General features: G+C 73.2%; 17 protein-coding genes. 7 read left to right on the plus strand and 10 right to left on the minus strand.

What is annotated here, in order from left to right:
* Positions 1–32: 32 nt before the first annotated feature.
* Both FXF51_RS33935 and FXF51_RS33940 read right to left on the minus strand, forming a co-directional pair.
* Complete coding sequence (locus FXF51_RS33935) at positions 33–620, minus strand: hypothetical protein (protein WP_148438784.1); 588 nt, start codon at positions 618–620, stop codon at positions 33–35.
* 54 nt (positions 621–674) lie between these two features.
* Positions 675–2087 carry a YibE/F family protein gene (locus tag FXF51_RS33940; RefSeq protein ID WP_148438785.1) on the minus strand — a complete coding sequence of 471 codons (1413 nt, stop codon included), beginning with the start codon at positions 2085–2087 and terminating at the stop codon, positions 675–677.
* A gap of 75 nt (positions 2088–2162) precedes the next feature.
* On the opposite strand from FXF51_RS33940, the gene FXF51_RS33945 reads away from it, so the two are divergent.
* Complete coding sequence (locus FXF51_RS33945; protein ID WP_148438786.1) at positions 2163–2870, plus strand: DUF72 domain-containing protein; 708 nt, start codon at positions 2163–2165, stop codon at positions 2868–2870.
* Positions 2870–3838 (plus strand): magnesium transporter CorA family protein, encoded by a 969-nt coding sequence (locus tag FXF51_RS33950; RefSeq protein ID WP_222871582.1) that lies wholly within the window; start codon positions 2870–2872, stop codon positions 3836–3838. The genes FXF51_RS33945 and FXF51_RS33950 overlap by 1 nt, the downstream gene beginning before the upstream one ends.
* Here FXF51_RS33950 and FXF51_RS33955 read toward each other — a convergent pair.
* From FXF51_RS33955 to thrS, 4 genes are all read right to left on the minus strand, one after another.
* On the minus strand, positions 3794–4267 hold the full coding sequence (locus tag FXF51_RS33955; protein ID WP_187414716.1) for a DUF1850 domain-containing protein: 474 nt from the start codon (positions 4265–4267) through the stop codon (positions 3794–3796). The genes FXF51_RS33950 and FXF51_RS33955 overlap by 45 nt on opposite strands.
* 23 nt (positions 4268–4290) lie before the next feature.
* Positions 4291–5244 carry a TAXI family TRAP transporter solute-binding subunit gene (locus FXF51_RS33960; RefSeq protein WP_148438788.1) on the minus strand — a complete coding sequence of 318 codons (954 nt, stop codon included), beginning with the start codon at positions 5242–5244 and terminating at the stop codon, positions 4291–4293.
* Positions 5241–7214, minus strand: a complete 1974-nt coding sequence (locus tag FXF51_RS33965) for a TRAP transporter permease (RefSeq protein WP_222871583.1) — start codon at positions 7212–7214, stop codon at positions 5241–5243. Before FXF51_RS33965 ends, FXF51_RS33960 begins: the two co-directional genes overlap by 4 nt.
* 92 nt (positions 7215–7306) lie before the next feature.
* On the minus strand, positions 7307–8551 hold the full coding sequence (gene thrS, locus FXF51_RS33970) for a threonine--tRNA ligase (protein ID WP_148438789.1): 1245 nt from the start codon (positions 8549–8551) through the stop codon (positions 7307–7309).
* Positions 8552–8669: 118 nt separating this feature from the next.
* Here thrS and FXF51_RS33975 point away from each other — a divergent pair, with 118 nt between their 5' ends.
* A complete protein-coding gene (locus FXF51_RS33975) occupies positions 8670–9641 on the plus strand; it encodes a helix-turn-helix transcriptional regulator (protein ID WP_148438790.1) in 972 nt (323 codons plus the stop codon).
* Between the two features lie 295 nt (positions 9642–9936).
* Here FXF51_RS33975 and FXF51_RS33980 read toward each other — a convergent pair whose 3' ends face one another.
* Positions 9937–12687: a LuxR C-terminal-related transcriptional regulator gene (locus FXF51_RS33980; RefSeq protein ID WP_148438791.1), complete on the minus strand. Its 2751-nt coding sequence runs from the start codon at positions 12685–12687 to the stop codon at positions 9937–9939.
* Between the two features lie 75 nt (positions 12688–12762).
* On the opposite strand from FXF51_RS33980, the gene FXF51_RS33985 reads away from it, so the two are divergent.
* From FXF51_RS33985 to FXF51_RS33995, 3 genes are all read left to right on the plus strand, one after another.
* A complete protein-coding gene (locus FXF51_RS33985; RefSeq protein ID WP_148438792.1) occupies positions 12763–13839 on the plus strand; it encodes a phosphotransferase in 1077 nt (358 codons plus the stop codon).
* A gap of 104 nt (positions 13840–13943) precedes the next feature.
* Positions 13944–14282, plus strand: a complete 339-nt coding sequence (locus FXF51_RS33990) for a YciI family protein (RefSeq protein ID WP_148438793.1) — start codon at positions 13944–13946, stop codon at positions 14280–14282.
* A gap of 14 nt (positions 14283–14296) precedes the next feature.
* On the plus strand, positions 14297–15667 hold the full coding sequence (locus tag FXF51_RS33995) for an RNA polymerase sigma factor (RefSeq protein WP_148438794.1): 1371 nt from the start codon (positions 14297–14299) through the stop codon (positions 15665–15667).
* Here FXF51_RS33995 and FXF51_RS34000 read toward each other — a convergent pair.
* Both FXF51_RS34000 and FXF51_RS34005 read right to left on the minus strand, forming a co-directional pair.
* A complete protein-coding gene (locus FXF51_RS34000; protein WP_222871585.1) occupies positions 15647–16741 on the minus strand; it encodes a cytochrome P450 in 1095 nt (364 codons plus the stop codon). The two genes, FXF51_RS33995 and FXF51_RS34000, sit on opposite strands and share 21 nt — an antisense overlap.
* Before the next feature lie 228 nt (positions 16742–16969).
* Entirely contained in the window at positions 16970–17422 is a 453-nt protein-coding gene (locus tag FXF51_RS34005) for an ATP-binding protein (protein WP_262380021.1), read from the minus strand.
* 171 nt (positions 17423–17593) lie between these two features.
* On the opposite strand from FXF51_RS34005, the gene FXF51_RS34010 reads away from it, so the two are divergent.
* A complete protein-coding gene (locus FXF51_RS34010) occupies positions 17594–18061 on the plus strand; it encodes an adenylyltransferase/cytidyltransferase family protein (protein ID WP_148438795.1) in 468 nt (155 codons plus the stop codon).
* A gap of 118 nt (positions 18062–18179) precedes the next feature.
* Here the strand turns inward: FXF51_RS34010 and FXF51_RS34015 are convergent, their stop codons facing one another.
* Positions 18180–19037 carry an NAD(+)/NADH kinase gene (locus FXF51_RS34015; RefSeq protein ID WP_148438796.1) on the minus strand — a complete coding sequence of 286 codons (858 nt, stop codon included), beginning with the start codon at positions 19035–19037 and terminating at the stop codon, positions 18180–18182.
* Between the last annotated feature and the right edge of the window lie 65 nt (positions 19038–19102).

The following is a 19102-nucleotide window of genomic DNA, read 5'->3' on the forward strand; positions in this document are numbered from 1 at the left end:
ACCCCGGCGGCGACCCCGCTATTCCGGTGCCGCTAGCTCACACCGAAGGCGGCCAGCGTCGCCCAGGTCGTGAGCGTGCCGACCGCGGCCCCGGCCGCCACCTGGGGCCAGGTGTGGTGCGTGAGACGCACCCTGGCCCAGCACACCAGCGCCACGACGGCGGCCCCCACCAGCGCGGCCGGCCAGGCTGGCAGCACGTGGGCGAACACCACGACCGTGCCGGCGGAGACGGCGGCGTGGAAGGAGATCTTCCAGCGCAGCGTGATCGGCACGGTCACGCCCAGCGCGACCAGCATCGCCGTCACCGTCGCCACCAGCAGCGTCGGCGCGCCCAGCACGACCAGCAGCGCCAGCGCCACCAGCACGGCCGCCACGGCCGCGAGCAGGGGGCCGGTGCGGCGGGCGCGGTCCACGATGTGGTGGGAGTCGAGGCGGCCCGAGCGGACGCCCAGCGCGATCACCGCCGCCGGCACGCCGCCGCAGAACGCCGAGGCCACCAGGCCCCACACTGCGCCCTGCCAGCCCTGGGCCAGGAGGCCGACCAGCGGGGGCATGAGGATCACCAGCACCTGGGGTGCCAGGACATCCGTCACCCGCTTCGCTACCAGGTCGGCCGTCATGTCAGGAAACATTACGCGATCATGGGGGCTGTCCCGTCCAACGGGGTCTGCGACTCAGGGTCCCGTGCGGCGGCGGTGGCGGGCCGGGCGGTCCGGCACGGGGGACGGCTCGGGGTGCGCAGGCGGGCCGGGGCGAGGGCGCGGCGTGAAGAAGTCGTCGCGATCGGGCGGGCGCGAGAAGAAGTCGTCGGGCTCGGGCGGGCGCGAGAAGAAGTCCTCCCCCTCGGAGTCGTGCCCGGGGTCGTGCCCGGAGTCGTGCCCGGGGTCATGGCCGGAGTCGTGCGCGGTCACGGGGCTCGTGTGGCTCCGGGACGCGATCAGCGCGGCCAGCGCCGTCGTGATGGGAACGGCCGCGATGAGCCCCAGCGTGCCCACGATGCTCCGCACGATCTCCTGCGCGATGACCGGCGTCGACATCACCTCCCCCAGCGGCTGGTCCCCGATGCTGAACAGCAGCAGCAGCGGCAGAGAGGCTCCCGCGTACGCCAGGATGATCGTGTTGATCACCGACGCGATGTGCGCGCGCCCGATCCGGCTGGCCGCCCGGTACAGGCGGGCGAAGCCGTAGGACGGGTTGGCGTGGGCCAGCTCGGCCACCGTGACCGACTGCGTGACCGTGACGTCGTCGAGCACGCCGAGCGCCCCGATGATGATGCTGGCCAGCAGCAGCCCCTGCGTGTCGATGGACAGGCTCATGTCCAGGGCGAGCGCGCTGTCGTCGGTGATCCCGTTCAGCCGGGCGAACCCCAGCGCCAGGTACGACAGCGCCCCCGTCAGCGCCAGGCTGGCCAGCGTCCCGAGCACGGCGACGGACGTGGACAGCGAGAAGCCGTGCGTGAGGTAAAGCACCGCCAGCATGATCGCCGCCGCGCCCACGATGGCCACCAGCATGGGCGGCCGCCCCTCCAGGATGCCGGGGATCACGAACGTCAGCAGCAGCACGAACGTGACCGCCAGCCCCACCAGCGCCGTCACCCCGCGCCACCGCCCGAAGGCGATCACCGCCAGCGCGAACGCGGCCCCGAACAGCCACAGCGGCATCGACCGGTCGTGGTCGGAGATCTGGTAGGTGCCGTCGGCCCCGCGCAGCAGGATCACGTCGTCGTCCGCGGCGAAGTGCTGCGCGCCCGGCCCGCTGGGCAGCCGCAGCTCGACGTCCTGCCCCGCGTCGGGCCCGTCGCCCACCTTGACGACGGCGTTCCCGCAGGTGGCCGGGTCAGGCTGGGGCGAACCCTCAAGCGCGGCCGGGCAGGTCTTGAGCGTGACGCTGACGACCGTGCCGCTCAGCCGCTGCACACCCGACTCCGCCGGCGCCGCCGCCTGCCCGCCGCCGGGCCCGCCGCCGGGCCAGAGCCACACCAGGGCGGCCAGCGTGACGACGGCCAGCGGCACCAGGACGGCCAGGCCCGCCACCACGGTGCGGCGCGAGCTGGGAAGGGCGGTGCCGTGCGCGTGGTTGGCGCCCATTGCGTGAAAAATCCTCTCGGCTGATGAACTAGGACAGTTGTACTGCACGTGGCCCCATGGGGTAGGCGAGATGCCATGACATGGCTGGTGGGCACGTCCGGGTGGCAGTACAAGGACTGGCGCGGGGTGCTGTACCCGGAGGGCGTGCCGCAGCGGCTCTGGCTGGAGACGTACGCGGCCGAGTTCGGCACCGTGGAGAGCAACAACGCCTTCTACCGCCTGCCGAGCCTGGAGTCGTTCGCCGCCTGGCGCGACCGTACGCCGCCGGGTTTCGTGATGGCCGTGAAGGCCAGCAGGTTCCTCACCCACATCAAGCGGCTGGAGGAGCCGGAGGAGCCGGTCGCGCGGCTGATGGGCGCCGCCGCCGGGCTGAAGGAGAAGCTCGGCCCGATCCTGCTGCAGCTCCCGCCGACGCTCAAGGCCGACCCCGACCGGCTGGACCGGTGCCTGAGCTGCTTCCCCGAGGGCGTGCGGGTGGCCGTGGAGCCGCGCCACGAGTCCTGGTGGACGGCGGAGGTGCGGGGGCTGCTGTCCGCGCGTTCGGCCGCGCTGTGCTGGGCCGACCGGCTGGGCCGGCCGGTGACCCCGCTGTGGCGTACGGCGGGGTGGGGCTATCTGCGGCTGCACCAGGGCAGGTCCGGCTTCTCGTACGGCGAGCAGGCGCTGCGCACCTGGGCCGGCCGGGTGCGCGAGGCGGGCTGGGACGACTCCTTCGTGTACTTCAACAACGACCCTGGAGGGGCGGCCGTGCGTAACGCGAGACTGTTTGCCAGACTCGGCTAGTGCATACGCGGCTGTACAGGAACGGCGTCCTGGAGAAGGAGGGCTTCCCGGTCGAGGAGGTCTCCGACCACGTGGCGGACCCGGAGAACGTGGTCTGGTTCGACCTGTGCGCCCCGACGCCCGAGCAGCTCGGCGTGATCAGTGAGGAGCTGGGGCTGCACGAGCTGGCGGTCGAGGACGTCCTGTCCGACCACCAGCGGCCGAAGGTGGACGTCTACGACAACCACCTGTTCATCACGGTGTACGGGCTCTACTCCGAGAACGACCGGCTCGTCCCCGTCGAGGTGAACGTCTTCGTCACCGGGAACGCCCTGGTCACCGTGCGGGAGAACGACCACTTCGACATCGGCGGGGTGGTCAGGCGCTGGGACGCCGCCTCCCGGATGGCCTGCCACGGCGTGACGTTCCTGCTGCACGGCCTGCTCGACTACGTCGTCGACCAGCACTTCGACCTCGTGCAGGACCTCGACGGGAAGGTCGAGGCGATGGAGGAGGGCCTGTTCGTGCAGGGCATCCGCGAGAGCAGGCAACTGCAGCACTCCATGTACCTGCTGCGCAGGGACACCACCAAGCTGCGCCGGGTCACCTTCCCGATGCGGGAGGTGATCGGCACGCTGCTGCGCCGCGACCAGGACCTGATCGCCGACCCGGTGATGAAGCCGTACTACGAGGACGTGCACGACCACGTGCTACGCGTCATCGAGTGGGTGGAGTCGATCCGCGACATGCTGGCGAACGTCCGCGAGACCCGCCTGTCGCAGCAGGGCTTCCGGCTGAACGAGATCATGAAGCGGGTCACGAGCTGGGCCGCGATCATCGCCGTGCCCACCGCGATCACCGGCTTCTACGGCCAGAACGTGCCCTATCCGGGGTCGGGCGACCCCCTGGGGTTCTGGACGTCCTCGGTGCTGGTGGCGCTGGCGTCATCGGGACTGTACGCCGTGTTCAAGAAGAAGGACTGGTTGTAGGGCCGCGAACGCGCGGGGGCACGGCCGGCTCGCGGGCTGCCGGGTGAGCGCGAGCGACAGGCGCACCTCGCTCGCGCCCGTGGCCGGGTAGAGGGGCAGGCAGCGGCCGTCCGCGATGACCGTCCTGCGGCCGATCGAGGTGGTGAGCAGCGACAGCTCCGCGTACGTGGCGGGCTCGGCCGGCCGCAGCAGCCACAGGCCGCCCGGCAGGCGCACCCGCTGCCCCTCGACCGCGTAGTAGTCCAGCACGCCCTCGTTGACCGACACCACGGCCCGCATGGTGAAGCGCCCGCCCGCCACGGTGAACACCTCGGCGGCGGGCGCCCGGTAGATCGAATGCACGTAGGCGAGGGCGAAGCCGCGCGTCACGGGCAGGCCGTTGACGGCCGGGCACCCGGCTCCGTCGCCGGAGCCGAGCGTCAGCGCCACCGTCAGCGCCAGGAGCAGGCGGATCAGCCCTTCTCCTTGTAGTAGCGCGCGGCCCCGGGGTGCAGCTCGACCGGGGCCACCTGCTGGCCGAGCGCCGGGTCGAGCTTCTTGGCCTCGGGGTGCACCTTGGCCAGCTCGTCCTTCTTGTCGAACAGGGTCTTGGTGATGTCGTGGGCGAGCTGCTCGTCCATGGAGTCGGGCACGAGCAGCACGTTCGCGATGCCGACGGTCTTGACGGTGCCGGACAGGTTGTAGGTGGCGGCCATGTCCACGTCGAGCGAGACGTACTGCTGGCCGTAGGTGGACTGCATCTTGGCCAGCACGTCGCTGGTGTCGAGCATCTTCATGTCCGGCTTGCTGGTGGCCAGGTCGGTGATGCCGGACGTGGGCAGGCCGCCGACCCAGAAGAACGCGTCGATCGTGTCGTCCTTGACGGCCTGCACCGACTCGTTGATGGAGAGCTGCTGCTTGGTGATGTCGGTGTCGGGGTTCAGCCCGGCCGCCTCCAGCACGCGCCTGGCCACGACCTGGGTGCCGGAGTTGGCGGGGCCGAGGGAGACGCGCTTGCCCTTCAGGTCGGCGACCTTGGCGGCCTCGACGCCGGGGGCGACGACGACGTGCGTGTAGTTGTCGTAGATGCGGGCGATGGCCTTGACCGGCTGCTTGGCGGTGAAGGTGTCCTTGCCGTTGACCGCGTCGGCGGCCGTGTCGGCCTGGGAGAACGCGATGTGCGCCTTGCCGGAGGCCAGCAGCTTGATGTTCTCGACGGAGGCCGAGGTGGCCGAGGCGATGGCGCGGGTGTTGGCGATGCTGGCCGAGAGCTGCTGGGCCAGGCCGCCGCCATAGACGTAGTAGACGCCCGACGTGCCACCCGTGGCGATCGACAGCCGGTTGCCCGAGCCGCCGCCCGCGCCACCGCCGCCGCAGCCCGCCGCCGCCAGGACGGCGGCGGCGACGATGATGAGGATCCGCTTCACGCTGCTTCCCTTCTCCTGCTTCTGATGAGGTGCACGGCGGCGGCCACGGCGAGCACGGCCAGGCCGGCGACGATGGGGACGGGTTCGAGGAACAGCAGCAGCACCGCGGCCACCGCCGCCAGCAGCCGTTCGGGCCAGGCGGCCAGCCCGCCGGTGGCCATGGCCAGGGCGGCCACCGCGACGGCCGACACCCCGGTCATCAGCAGCACGGTGCCGATCGGCCCCTGCCCGAGCAGCGCCTGCCCGTTGGGCGTCAGCACGAAGGCGAACGGCACCAGGAACGCCGGCAACGTGTAACGCCAGGTCATCATCATGGTCTTGTACGTGTTGCCGCCGGTGATCGCGGCCGCCGCGACCGCGGACAGCGCGGTGGGCGGGCTCACCTCCGAGAGCACCGCGTAGTAGAAGACGAACATGTACGCCTCGGGCCGGCTGACGCCGAGGTCGAAGAGCGCGGGCCCGATGATCACGGCCGCGATGATGAAGCTGGCCGTCACCGGGACGGCCAGGCCGAGCAGCAGCACCGCGATGGCGGCCATGGCGGTGGTGATGATCAGGCTGCCCGCGCCGATGTCCACGATGATGTCGGCCAGGTTCTGGCCGAGCCCGGTCAGCGTGATGGAGCCGACGATGATGCCCGCCGCCGCGCAGACGGCGGTCACCGGCAGCACCTCCAGGGCGCCCTTGGCCAGCGCCTGCCCGATCCGCTTGGGCCCCATCCGGTGCGCGGGGTCGAGGAACGACAGCAGGAACGCGACCGCCGTGGCGATCACCACGGACTGGAACGCCGACCGGTCCAGCGCCATCAGCACGACGATGAGGATCAGCGAGCTGAAGTGGTAGCCGAAGCGCAGCAGCAGCCGGCCGATCCTGGGCGCGTCCACCTCGACGGCGCGGGTGCCGAAGCGGCGCGAGTCGATCTCGATGGCCAGGAAGATGCCGAGGTAGTACAGCAGCGTGGGGATGGTCGCGTACAGCAGCACCTGGAGGTAGTTGACGCCGAGGTACTCGGCGATGATGAACGCCGCCGCGCCCAGCGTGGGCGGCGACAGGATGGCGCCGATGCCGCCGGCGGCGAGCATGCCGCCCGCGGGCTCCCTCGGGTAGCCGGCCCGCCGCAGCACCGGCCAGGCGACGCTGCCCAGGCTGACGGTGGTGGCCACGCCGGAGCCCGACACGGTGCCGAGCAGGAAGCCGGCCGTGGTGACGGTGCGGCCGGGGGCGGCGCGGGACTTGCGGAAGGCGGCGAAGCTCAGGTCGATGAAGAACCTGCTGGCGCCCGAGTATTCGAGCACCGCGCCGTAGATGGTGAACAGGATGATGTAACTGGCCGCCACCTGCATGGGCACGCCGAAGAAACCTTCGGTGCCGGTGTAAAGCTGCGAGATGATTTGCCCGACATCAAACCCGGTGTGGCCAATAGTCCAGTCAATGGGTAAATATGCACCGTAGTAGGTGTAAAGGAGGAAAATGACGCAGATGATGGCGAAAGACCAGCCGACCGTACGGCGTACCGCCTCCAGCAGCAGCACCGTCAGCACCACGCCCGCCACGACGTCCAGGTCCGTCAGCGCCGCGCCGGAGCCGCGATCGCGGAACGCCTCGATGTCCAGCAGCGGGTAGAGCAGCACCGCCAGCGACGCCGCCGCCAGCAGCCAGTCGGCCACGCCCGGCCACTCCACCCGGGGCCCCGCCACCACCGCGGGCTCGGGCCGCCGTGACAGACGCCGAACGTACGGCGCGAGGCCCGAGCGGTAGCAGAGGAAGACCGGCGGCAGCGCCACCGCCAGGAACGTCATCCGGTGCTCGATCGCCTCGACCGGCCGGAACACCACCACCAGCGAATACGCCGACAGCAGCCCGCCCACGATCCACACGCCGAGTTTGAGCGGCCCGCCCAATTCACGTGCCGGACGTTCCTGTTCGTGAGCGGAGATCAGCTCTGACTCACGATCGCTCAGCTCGGTCAAAATCCGGCCTCCCCGACCACGGCGTTGCAGCGGACTTTACGAGCCGTTCACATGATCAGGGAAGCCTCCGTTATCCATTTGATTTCCGCTCGTCAGCCGAACGGTCGCGATTGTGCGGCCAACTGCTCGATCGGCACCTCCCCCGCCTGGCTCCCGTCGCGCAGCCGCACCGCCGCCCGCCCGCTCGCCACCTCGCGCGGCCCCACCACGAGCTGGTACGGCACCAGCCGGTGCGCCCTGATCCTGGCCCCGAGGCTGCCCCGGTCCGCGGGCGCCAGCTCGGCCCGCAGCCCGGCCGCCACGCAGCGGCGCAGCACCTCCGCGGCGGCGGGCGCCTCGGCGTCCGACAGCGGCAGCACCACCGCCTGCACGGGTGCCAGCCACGCGGGGAACGCGCCGCCGTGCACCTCGATGAGGTGCGCGACCAGGCGCTCGATGCCGCCGACCACGCTGCGGTGCACCATCACCGGCCGCCCGCCGCCCGCGTACCGCAGGTCGAAGCGCTCGGGCTGGAAGTAGTCGACCTGGACGGTGGACAGGGTCGCCTCACGGCCGGCCGGGTCGGCGATCTGGATGTCGATCTTGGGGCCGTAGAAGGCGCCCTCGCCGTGCTCCTCGTCGTACGGGCGGCCCCGCTGCCGCAGCACGTCCCGCAGCACCGACTCCGAGCGCAGCCACATGGCGGGGTCGTCCACGAACTTCTCGCCGTCGCCGCGCAGCGACAGCCGGTACCGGGCGGCACGGATGCCGAGCCGCTCGTGCGCGGCCTCGATCAGGTCGAGCGCGGCCGACACCTCGGCGGCGGCCTGCTCCGGCGCGCAGAACACGTGCCCGTCGTTGAGCTGGATCGCTCGCACCCTGGTCAGCCCGCCCAGCACCCCCGACAGCTCGGAGCGGTACATGCCGCCCAGCTCGGCCAGCCGCAGCGGCAGATCACGGTGGCTGCGCTGGCGGGAGCGGTAGACGAGCGCGTGGTGCGGGCACAGGCTGGGCCGCAGCACGAACTCCTCCCCGCCCACCTCCATGGGCGGGAACATGTCCTCGGCGTAGTGCGCCCAGTGCCCCGATCTCTCGTACAGCTCGCGCTTGCCCAGCACCGGCGAGTTGACGTGCAGGTAGCCGTCGCGGCGCTCCAGCTCGTGCACGTAGTCCTCGATCGCCTTGCGCACGGCCGCCCCGGCGGGCAGCCAGTAGGGCAGGCCGGACCCGATCAGCGGATCGGTGTCGAAGATGCCCAGCTCACGGCCGAGCCTGCGGTGGTCGTTCATGGTCAACCTCTCCGTGGAAAGGGCGAACGACCAGCTCCCGGGCGTCCGCCCGGGAAGACATGGAGTCAGCGCGCCGGGAGGGTCTCCGGCGTCGTCGTGACGAAAGCGCGCTGCATGGCAACGACCATAGCACCGGACGCCCCTGCGGCACCCCGGTTAAAACTTCGGCAAATGATATAAAAGCAGCGTGGCCCAGATCACCGTGGACGTGCGCCATCTGCAGGCGTTCGCCGAGGTCGGCTACCAGGTGGCGGGCGGCGGGGGCGCGCACGGGGCGATGGCGGCGCTGCGCCGCGTGGTCGCGCTCGACGCCTACGAGTTCGTCGCCTACGACCCCGCCACCGGGCGGCACCACAGCGTGGTCTCCGACGGCCATCCGCGCATCGACCAGGACGCGGCCGAGGAGTACGCCGGGCTGGAGGCGTACCGCAGGGCGATGGCCACCCGCGCGCCGGTCACCATGCCCGAGCCGGGCACCGAGCGGTACTTCCGCCGCCACCTGGCCCCCTACGGCTGGCGGGCCGGGCTGACGGCGCCGCTGTTCCTCGACGGGGGCCGCTACACGGGGCTGCTGCACCTGGCGGCCAGAGAGTCGTTCCCGCTGCTCACCGGGGCGGTGGTGGCGGCGGTCAGCCCGATGCTGGCACACGTGACCGACCTGAGCAGGTGCGTGATCGACCCGGTGGGGCTGCCGCCGGGCTTCCGCGCGGTCGCCTACGACCGGCTCGGCGTCCGCCGGGAGGTGCCGGGGCACGAGGTCTCGGCCGCGCTGTGGGACGACCCGGCGATGGCCGCGTACGCGCGGGCGTTCATCGACTCGCGTGAGCTGAGCAGGCACGGGCTCTGGCTCGGCGCCGACGGGCGGTGGCGCGAGGTGCGGCTGCTGCGGGCGGGCGTCGGGTTCCAGGGGGCGGTGCAGGGGGCGGTGGCGGCCGAGCGGCGCTGTCACCTGCCGTACGAGCTGACGGGGCGCGAGGTGGACGTGCTGACCCGGGTGGCGGCGGGCGACTCCAACCCGCAGATCGCGGCGGCGCTGGTGCTCAGCGTCCGCACGGTCACCACGCATCTGGAGCACATCTTCGCCAAGCTGGGCTGCGACAGCCGCACCCGCCTGACCACCAAGGCCCTGGCCGAGGGCCTGTGCCGTCTGGACGTCTGACCTAGCGGTTCACCACCAGTCCCAGCCGCCTCCCCAGGGGCCGCCCCACCAGCGCCTGCGGCGGCGGCAGCGACGGCGACGCCAGCGGCGCCGCCCGCAGCCTCCTCCTTCGTGGAAGCCGGATGTCCCAGCCATGATGCCTCCCCCCGATCGCCGTTCCCCTCCTCTCCACGCTAATCCCGCAAACCCCCACAAAACGCCCTATATCCGCTTATTTCGCCCAGTCTTGACGGTGTCTTCGCCCTGCTGCCCGCCCACGCCGGACGGGCCCGTCGCTGCCACCTGACCCGGCGTCTCACTCCAGAGAATCCATCAGCCGCGCCAGCCCGGCGCGGCTGCTCACTCCCGTCCGCTCGTAGACCTGGACGAGCGTGTTGGCCACGGTGCGGCGCGACAACACCAGCCGCTCGGCGATGTCCGGGTTGCTCAGCCCGGAGGCGGCGAGCTGGGCGATCTGCCGCTGCCTGGCCGTGAGCCCGGGGACGGCCAGGCCGACCAGCGCGGGCGTGCGCGCCGTGCCGCACCGGCGGGCCAGCGTCCACGCCCGCGTCTCGGCGGCCCGCTGTGCCCTGCGCAGCCCGTCGCGGTGGTGGCCCGCCGCCGCCTGCGCGGCGGCCTCGGCGGCGTGCAGCGTCAGCCCCAGGCCCTCCAGCGCCTCCGACACCCGCTCCAGCTCGGCGGGGGTTCTGGCGCGGGCGTGCCGGGCGAGGACGGGGGCCAGGTCCCCTTCCACCACCTGCGCCAGCCGCCCCAGCCGCTCGGCGACCCGCTCCCCCGCGCCCAGCCGGACGACGTCGTGCAGCGCCAGCAGCTCGTAACCGGGATACGCGGACACGTCGTCCGCGCCCGCCCCGTGACGCTTCCCCGGGCCACCCGCCACCGCCGACGCGCCCGCCCCGTGACGCTCCCCCGCACCACCCGCCACCGCCGACGCGCCCGCCCCGTGACGCTCTCCACGGGCTGCCCGCGCCGCGCCCAGCGCCGCCTCCACCGCGCCCTTGACGTCGCCCTCGGCGGCCAGCGTCCACGGCCTGGCCAGCAGGAAGGCGAACTCCGTCTCGTGCACGCCCGGCAGCACCAGCTCGTCCGCCAGCCGCAACGCGCCCTGCATCGCCGGCACATCACCGGCCAGCGCGTACGCGTGCACCAGCTCCGCCAGGCACGTCCCCGCCTGCATCGTGCGGCCCCGCAGCCGCACGAGCGCCTGCCTGCACAGCCGGACGGCCTCGGCGACCTGACCGCGCAGCCGCAGCACCTGCGCCCGCCGCGCCGCGAACGCGACCAGCGCCCGGTCCCAGCCCGCGTAGTCCTCGCCGATGCGGTACCCGATCCCGGCGAACCGCTCGGCCGCCGCCAGGTCCCCCGCCAGCACGGACGCCCCCGCCCCAGCCCCGGCCACGGCCGCCGTGATCGAGGGCAGCTCCTGCTCGGGCGCGCGGCCGATCAGCGCGAGAGCCTCGTCCGCCGCCGCCATGGCCTGCCGCGCGAGCCCCCGCCCCAGCAGCAGGAACGCCTCCACCCCCGCCACGCCGGCCGTCACCCGGGGGCCGCACGGGCCGATGGCGCGGATCTCACCGAGCGTGGCGCCGGCGGCGGCGAACAGGCCGGTGGCGTGCTCGATCGTGGACCTGACCGTGAGCACCCCCTGCCGCGGCTCCACCTCCGTCATCAGCTCCCGCGCGTCCGTCAGCACGGCCCGCGCCTCCTGCGCCCGCCCGAACCCCCAGAACAGGTTGAGCGCCCGCACCACCTCGTACTCGGCCAGCGTCTGGTCGTCCATCGGCGCGCCGGCCAGCCCGGCCAGCACCTCCTGGGCCTCGCCGTAGCGGTCGGCGTAGCTGAGCACGTTCGCCAGGGGGATCCCGGCCGCGACGCCGCCGCCCACGGCCAGCGCCGCCCGGCCGAGCCTGGCGGCCAGCTCCAGGTCGCGGACGGTGCGCGCGATGTGGCAGGCCCTGACCAGCGGGGCCGGGTCGGCGGCGGTGCCGCTGTCCAGCCGCCAGACCGCGACGCGCAGCAGGTCCTCCGGCGTGCGCGGGCCGGTCGACTCCAGTGCCCCTGCCAGGCCGCGCAGCACCTCACGGGCGCGCAGGGCGCCGCAGCCCGCGCGGATCACCTCGCCGTGCAGGGGGTGCGCCAGGCGTACCAGGAGGTCGGCGGTGGTGACGGCGGCGAGCTGGCGATCCTCCAGACCGCGCAGGGTCTCCTCGGGCACGAGCCGGGTCAAGGCCGCCAGGGGCAGCGGCTCGCCGTAGGCGACGAGCTCCAGCGCGGCCCGCTCACCGGCCGTGACGTCACCCAGACGGCTCTCGATCAGCTCGCGCAGCCGCGTCGTCACCGGGATCTCGCCCTGCCCGCGCCAGACGCCGTGCCGCTCGGCGAGCGTGCCGCCGGACTCCCCCGCCAGGACGAGCTCACGCAGGAACAACGCGTTGCCGCCGCTCACCTGCCACAGCCGCTTGGCGGTCGCCGGCTCCACCTGCCCGCCCAGCGCGCCCGCCAGGATCTCCGCGGTCTCGCCGAGCGTCAGCGGGGCCAGGTCCAGGCGCGGGAGCAGCCCGTCCTTCCACAGCGCGGTCACCGCGTCGGGCGCCCGCTCGCCGGACCGCAGCGTGACCAGCACCTTGATCCGGCCGTCCGCCGCCAGGTGGTGCACCAGTGCGGCCGAGACGGGGTCGAGCAGGTGGGCGTCGTCGGCCAGCAGCGTCCAGTGCTGGTCCGCGATGGCGTCGGCCGCCCAGCGCAGCACGTTGTGACCGGGCGCATCGGGCGGCAACAGGTGCGCCACCGCGCCCAGCGGAATGCCGGACGCCGCGACCGTCGCCCTCACCAACGCAACGCCGCCCGCCTCACGCCGCGTCTCGCTTGTGCCGCCCGGCCGGCGCGTTCCTTCGCCGGCCTCGCCCGGCCCGCGTACCGCCTCGGCGGCCAGTCTGCTCTTGCCCACCCCCGCCGGGCCGGCGAGCACGGCGCCCTTCGAACGCAGGGCCGCCGCGACCGAGGCCAGCTCGGACGTCCGGCCCGCGAAAGGCCACAGGACACGCACAAGGGGATGATAAGCCGCCCTTTTAAGTAAGCCCATGCTCTATCCGCAGACCGCCTCCACCGGCACGGTGTGGACATGTCGCACGCCGACCCCACCACCCTCGTACGGCAGGCACTGGACCTCCCCGGCGCCGAGATCGCCACCACCCGCACGCAGCCGCTCGCGCACGTGCCCGGCACCCCCTCCACCGGCTCCCTGCGCAGGGTCTCCGGCACGACCACCTGCGGGCGCGCCTGGTCGTTCGTCGTCAAGCGCATCCAGTCGGCACGCCACTGGCCGCACCTGCACCTCCTCCCCGAGGACGCGCGTGACGGCTTCGTCGCGATCTTCCCGTGGCGGATCGAGGCCGACGTGTACGCGTCCGGCAGGCGGCTGCCGCCGGGGCTGCGCATGCCGCGCCTGTACCTGCTCGACGACCTCGGCGACGACCGCATCGACCTGTGGCTGGAGGACGTGCGCACCAGCGGCCCCGCCGAATGGGACCTCGCCAGGTACGCGGCGGCGGCCCGCGTCCTGGGCAGGCTGGCCGGCATGTACCCGGCCGCCGGGCCGGGCACGGGACCCGGGCTGCGCGTCTACGTCACCAACCGGGTCATGGCCGGCGCCGTGCCCGCGCTGCGCGACCCGTCCGTCTGGCGCCACCCCCTCGTCGAGCCGCACGCCGACCCGCTGCTGCGGATGGACCTCGACCGGCTCGCCCACCGCGTCCCCGGCCTGCTGGCCGCCCTCGACGCCCTGCCGCACACCATGGCGCACGGGGACGCCAGCCCGGAGAACCTGCTCGTGCCCGTCTCCCGGCCGGACGAGTTCGTCGCCATCGACTGGGGCTGGCAGGAGCCGGTGCCCGTCGGCTTCGACCTCGGCCAGCTCCTCGTCGGCCGGGCGCACGAGGGGCGGCTCGAACCCGGCGAGCTGCCCGCCGTCCACCGGGCCGTCCAGGAGGCGTACGCGCTGGGCCTGGCCGACGAGGGCGCGCCGGCCGGCGGGCTGGCGTCCGGGTACGTCACCTCGCTCGTGCTGCGCAGCGCGTTCACCGCGATCCCGGTGGAGCGGCTGGGCGAGCCGGTCACCGCGGAGCTGGCCGAGCTGTTCCGCAAGCGGGTCGGGCTGGCCCGGTTCCTGGCCGATCTCGGGCTCGGGCTGCCATCGTGAAAGTCGCGACAATATTTTTCCCGGGGCGTGTCCTTCCGCGGTCGTCCCGTTCGTAGAGATGGCGACGCGGCACTCCGTCCGCGACGACGACAGGGAGACAGGACATGAAGTACATGCTGCTGATCAACAGCGCCGCCGAGGAGAGCGACGCCGAGGGCGCCTCGTTCGAGGAGTGGATCGCCTACGACAAGAGCGTCAGGGAGTCGGGCGTCTACGTCTCGGGCGAGTCGCTCGCCGACCTCACCACCGCCACCACCGTCCGCGTGGACGCGTCCGGCGAGCGGACCGTCACCGACGGGCCGTTCGCCGAGACCCGGGAGGTGCTGGGCGGCTTCTACGTCATCGACGTGCCCGACCTCGACGTCGCCCTCGACTGGGCGGCCCGCTGCCCGGGCGCGCGCGGCGGCGGCTCCGTCGTGGTCCGGCCGGTCGCGGAGTTCTGAGCGAGGGAGTGGTGATGGCGGTGGACGAGCAGGGGGCGGCGGCGGTCGGGCCCTCCGTCGAGGCGGTCTTCCGGGAGGAGCGCGGCCTGCTCCTCGCCGCCCTGGTACGCCGCTTCGGCGACCTGGACCTGGCCGAGGAGGTCGCCTCGGAGGCCATCGAGGCGGCCCTGGTGCGCTGGCCGTCCGACGGCGTGCCACCGAACCCGGGCGCCTGGCTGATGACCACCGCCCGCCGCCGCGCCGTCGATCGCCTGCGCCGCGACCGCACGTACGCCGCCCGCCTGGCCATCCTGCAAGTGGAGGCAGAGCGCGCGGGCCCGGCCGCGCCCACCGCCGGGGACGGCGAGCTGCCGGACGAGCGGCTGCAGCTCTTCTTCACCTGCGCCCACCCCGCCCTGTCCGCGGAGGACCGCGTGGCACTGACGCTGCGCTGCCTGGCCGGGCTGACCACGCAGGAGGTGGCGCGCGCCTTCCTCCTGCCGCCCGCCACCATGGCCAAGCGCATCGTCCGCGCCAAGAAGAAGATCCGCGAGGCCCGCATCCCGTTCCGCGTGCCCGGCGCGGACGAGCTGCCCGGGCGGCTGCCGGGCGTGCTCCAGGTGATCTACTCGATCTTCACCGAGGGGTACGCCGCCAGCACCGGCCCCGACCTGCAACGACTGGACCTGGCGGAGGAGGCCATCCGGCTGGCCCGCATCCTGCGCCGCCTGCTTCCCGGCGAGCGGGAGGTCGCCGGGCTGCTCGGCCTGATGCTGCTCGTGCACGCCCGCCACGCCGCCAGGATCGGCGCGGACGGCGAGCTGGTCCTGCTCGACGACCAGGACCGGACCCGGTGGGACCGCACGCTGATCGAGGAGGGTCAGGGCCTCGTGATCGTGGCGCTCACCGGCGGCCCGCCCGGCCTGTACGGGGTGCAGGCCGCCATCGCCGCCCTGCACGACGAGGCGGCCGGCCTGGCCACCACCGACTGGCCGCAGATCGTGGCACTGTACGACGTGCTGCTCGCGCTCGCGCCGTCCCCGGTGATCGCGCTCAACCGGGCGGTGGCCGTGGCCATGCGCGACGGCGCCGAGGCGGGGCTGGCGCTGCTGGACGAGCTGGCCGGGGAGCCGCGGCTGGCCGGCTACCACCCGTACGCGACGGCGCGCGGCGACCTGCTGCACAGGCTGGGCCGCCACCGCGCCGCCGCCGACGCCTACCGCCAGGCCCTCGACTGGGCGGGGACGGAGCCCGAGCGTGCCCATCTGCGCCGTCGTCTGACGGAATGCGAGACGGCAGCCGACGTCCGCCCAGAAGACGGCGGCCCAGAAGACGGCGGCCCAGAAGACGGCGGCTCAGGAGACGGCGGCCCAGAAGACGGCGGCTCAGGAGACCGCGACGACTAGCCCCCTGATCTCGTAGCCTCCGATGTCGTTGTTGAACGTCACCCTGGGCGCCGCCGCCATCCTGACCCCCTCCATGGCCAGCAACCGCGTCAGGAACACGTCTGTCTCCAGGATGGCGATCCCGGACCCCGGGCACTTGTGTGGCCCGTCCCCGAACGCCAGCGCCGCCGCCCCCGTCCCGTCCCCGACCGCCCGCCCTGGCCGCACGGCCAGCGGCTCTTCACCCACCGCGGCGGGGTCGGTGTTGGCCGCGTCGACCAGCACCTCGACCACCGCGCCCGCGGGCACCGTGACGGGCCCGCCGGGGCCGGGAAGCTCGATCGCGGCCGTCGTGCGCCGCCGCAGCTTGCTCACCACCGGCTCCAGCCGCACGATCTCGTGCAGGACGGCCAGCCGCCCCGGCTCGTCCGCCTCCCGGTAGCGGGCCAGCAGGGCGTCGTCGGTGAGCAGGTGCCACGCCGCCACGCAGATGAACTCGCGCGTGGTCACCATCCCGGCCGCCGCGAACGTCAGGCACTCGCCGAGGATCTCCGCCGCCGAGCACCCGTCGTCCAGCAGGTGCGAGATGAGGTCGTCGCGCGGCTCGCGGCGGTGGTCGCGGATCGCCGGGCGTACGTCGGCCAGGTAGACGCGCAGCCAGTTGGCGTTCTGCCTGAAGGTCCAGTAGAGGCCGTGGAGACTGGTGAGCCCCGGTTTGCCGTACTTCTCCGGGAAGAAGCGCTCCAGCCGTTCTCGGATGCCCGGCTTGCTGGAGGTGAGGCCGATGATGGCGCTCGCCACCTCGATCGCCATGCCGAAGCTCAGCTCGGAGAGCTGGGCCTCGCCCGCCGCCCGCAGCTTGGCGAGCTGCCGGTCGGCGACGTCCGCCATCAGGCCGCGATACCGCTCGTCCACGCGGCGCGGCGTGAAGAACCGGGCGGTCTGGCGACGGTCCTCCCGGTGCTCCGGCCCGTCCCGGTACAGCACCGGCCGCCTGACCTTGGCGGGCAGCTTCTCCACCGTCTCGACGCCCAGCCCCGCCTGCACGGTGGACTCGCTGCGCAGCACGGCGCGGGCCGTCGCGTGGCCGCTCACCTGCCAGGTGCCGTCATCCGCCCGGCGAATGGGACAAACCTGCCCTTCAGTGCCGGGCCCTTCAGTGCCGGGCCGTTCAGTGTCAGGTCGCTCAGTGCCAGGTCGCTCGATCTTCCGAGCGTCGCCGTCGTACCGACTCACGCCGCGCGTCTCCCGTCCGTACTCGGATCCCGATGACCATGCTCCAGCGCGCCCGCCTCCGGATCAACCCCGCACGGAACCGCCGCCCTACACGGCCACCCACGCGGGCAGCCGCTGCTGCGACATCTCGAACCAGACCGTCGTCGCCCCCGCCTCCCTGACGAACCCCCAGCGGTCGCTGAGCGCCTCGATCAGCGGCAGGCCGCGCCCGCTCGTCGCCTGCGTGCTCGTACGGCACACGCACGGCGGCTCCTCCGACCCCCCGTCCGACACGAACACCCGCACCACCGCGGCCGAGCTGACCACGCTCACCGTGAACGAGCCGCCCGCGCCGGACTTGGTGTGCAGGATCGCGTTCGTGGCCAGCTCACTGGTGAGAAGCGCCACGTCGTCGTAGAGCGGGTGATCGCGGCCGAGCGCCGCGCCGACCAGCTCTCTCGCCCTGGCCACCTGCGACGGCATCCCGGGCAGCCGGACCACATGGTCGCCCGCGCCGGTCCGATCATCCCCGTTCACGTGCTGCGAGTCCGGCGGCGCCACGGCGACCTCCCCCAAATCCGGTGACGTTATGAGACGCGCGGAGGGCGGCCCGGAGATTATCGCGAATAGGTAGTAATGACCTTTCCCGAGGTCGCTTGCACGTCCCGCCGCACCGACCGAGTACGCTGCGATCGACGAGTCGTCTAGGCCCGTGGGGGAGCAGGAGGTCGCGTGAGCAGCCTGGAGGCCGTCTGGACGCAGCCTTACGAGCGGCCGGGGGCGGCGGTCGTGACCGGCGTCTTCGACATTCTGCACGTCGGTCATGTGCGCTATCTCGGCGCCGTGGCTGCGCGCGGGCTGCCGCTGGTCGTGGGCGTCGAGGACGATCCGCGCGTGCGCGCGTGGAAGGGGCCGACCCGCCCGTTCAACCCATCGGCGGAGCGCGCCGAGGTGCTGGCCGCGCTCCGCTTCGTCGCCGGCGTCTTCATCGTGACGGGGCCGCCCGAGGCGCACGGGCCTGAGGACTACATCGACCTGCTGGCCCCGATGCGGCCGGCCGCGCTCGCCCACACGGCCGGTGACCCGCACGCGGGGGCCCGGGCGGCGGCTGCGGCGATCCTGGGTGCCGACTGCTGGGAGATGGCCGCCATTCCGGATCGCTCGACCACGCGCATCGTCAACGCGGCCGGCAAGGGCTGACCCACCGCGCCCCTCTGGCGGCCGGGGCAGGGCGAGGTGCGGCTGAGCGCAGCGCGAGAAGCGTGGGCGGGCCGGCCGCAGCGCGAGGCGCATCGGCGCGTCGGGCGCGGCGCGGGTCTCAGTCGACCTCGGCGCTGCCGTCAACACGCAGCTTGCGCCGCGCCCGCTCGTAGAACGTGGTGCCCAGCCGCACCACCTTCGCCGCCCCCGGCCAAGCGGACACCGTGACGCTGTCACCCGGGCACAGGTGCCCGACCACGGCCCCGTCCACCTCCACGGCCAGCCGCCCGCTGGTGGGCAGCACCTGCAGCGTCACCTCCTCGTCGGCGGGCAGTACGAGCGCCCGGTTGAAGGCGGAGTGCGCGGCGGCGGCCACGACGAGGACGGCTTCGACGCGCGGCGACACGATCGGCCCGCCGGCGGAGAAGCTGTAGGCGGTGGACCCGGTGGAGGTGGCGACGATGACGGCGTCGGCGGAGTAGCGGACGAAGGGGCTGCCGGACGGGGTGACGGACACGGCGGCGAGCCCGTCGCCCGGGATTCTGACGAGTGCGATGTCGTTGAAGGCGGTGACGTCCACCCCGGCGACGGAGCTGCGGATGGCCATGCGCGGCTCGATGGTGTAGGCGTGCTCGTCGATGGCCGACAGCGTGCCGGCCAGTTCGTCCACGTTGATCTCGGCGAGGAAGCCGAGCCGCCCGAGGTTCACCCCCAGGATGGGCGTGGGCCGTCCGGCGAGCAGCCGCATGGTGCGGAGCATGGTGCCGTCGCCGCCCAGGCCGACGAGCAGGTCGGCCCGTTCCACCAGGGAGGTGGCGTCCACGGGGACGGCGGTGCAGTCGATGCGGCCCACCTCCTCGGGCAGGCCGAGCACGGTGGCGCCTTTGTCGGCGGCCCACCGCAGGATCGTGTCTATCGCCTTCTTGGAGTCGCGCTGAGGATGCAGTACCAGCCCGACCGTCCCGACCATGCCCATGCCGCCCACATTACGACGACCCCGGAGGCGGCGGCGTGACGGGGGCGGGTGGCGATAACGTCGTG

It is taken from the genome of Nonomuraea sp. PA05 (assembly GCF_008086045.1).
GTDB lineage: Bacteria > Actinomycetota > Actinomycetes > Streptosporangiales > Streptosporangiaceae > Nonomuraea > Nonomuraea monospora.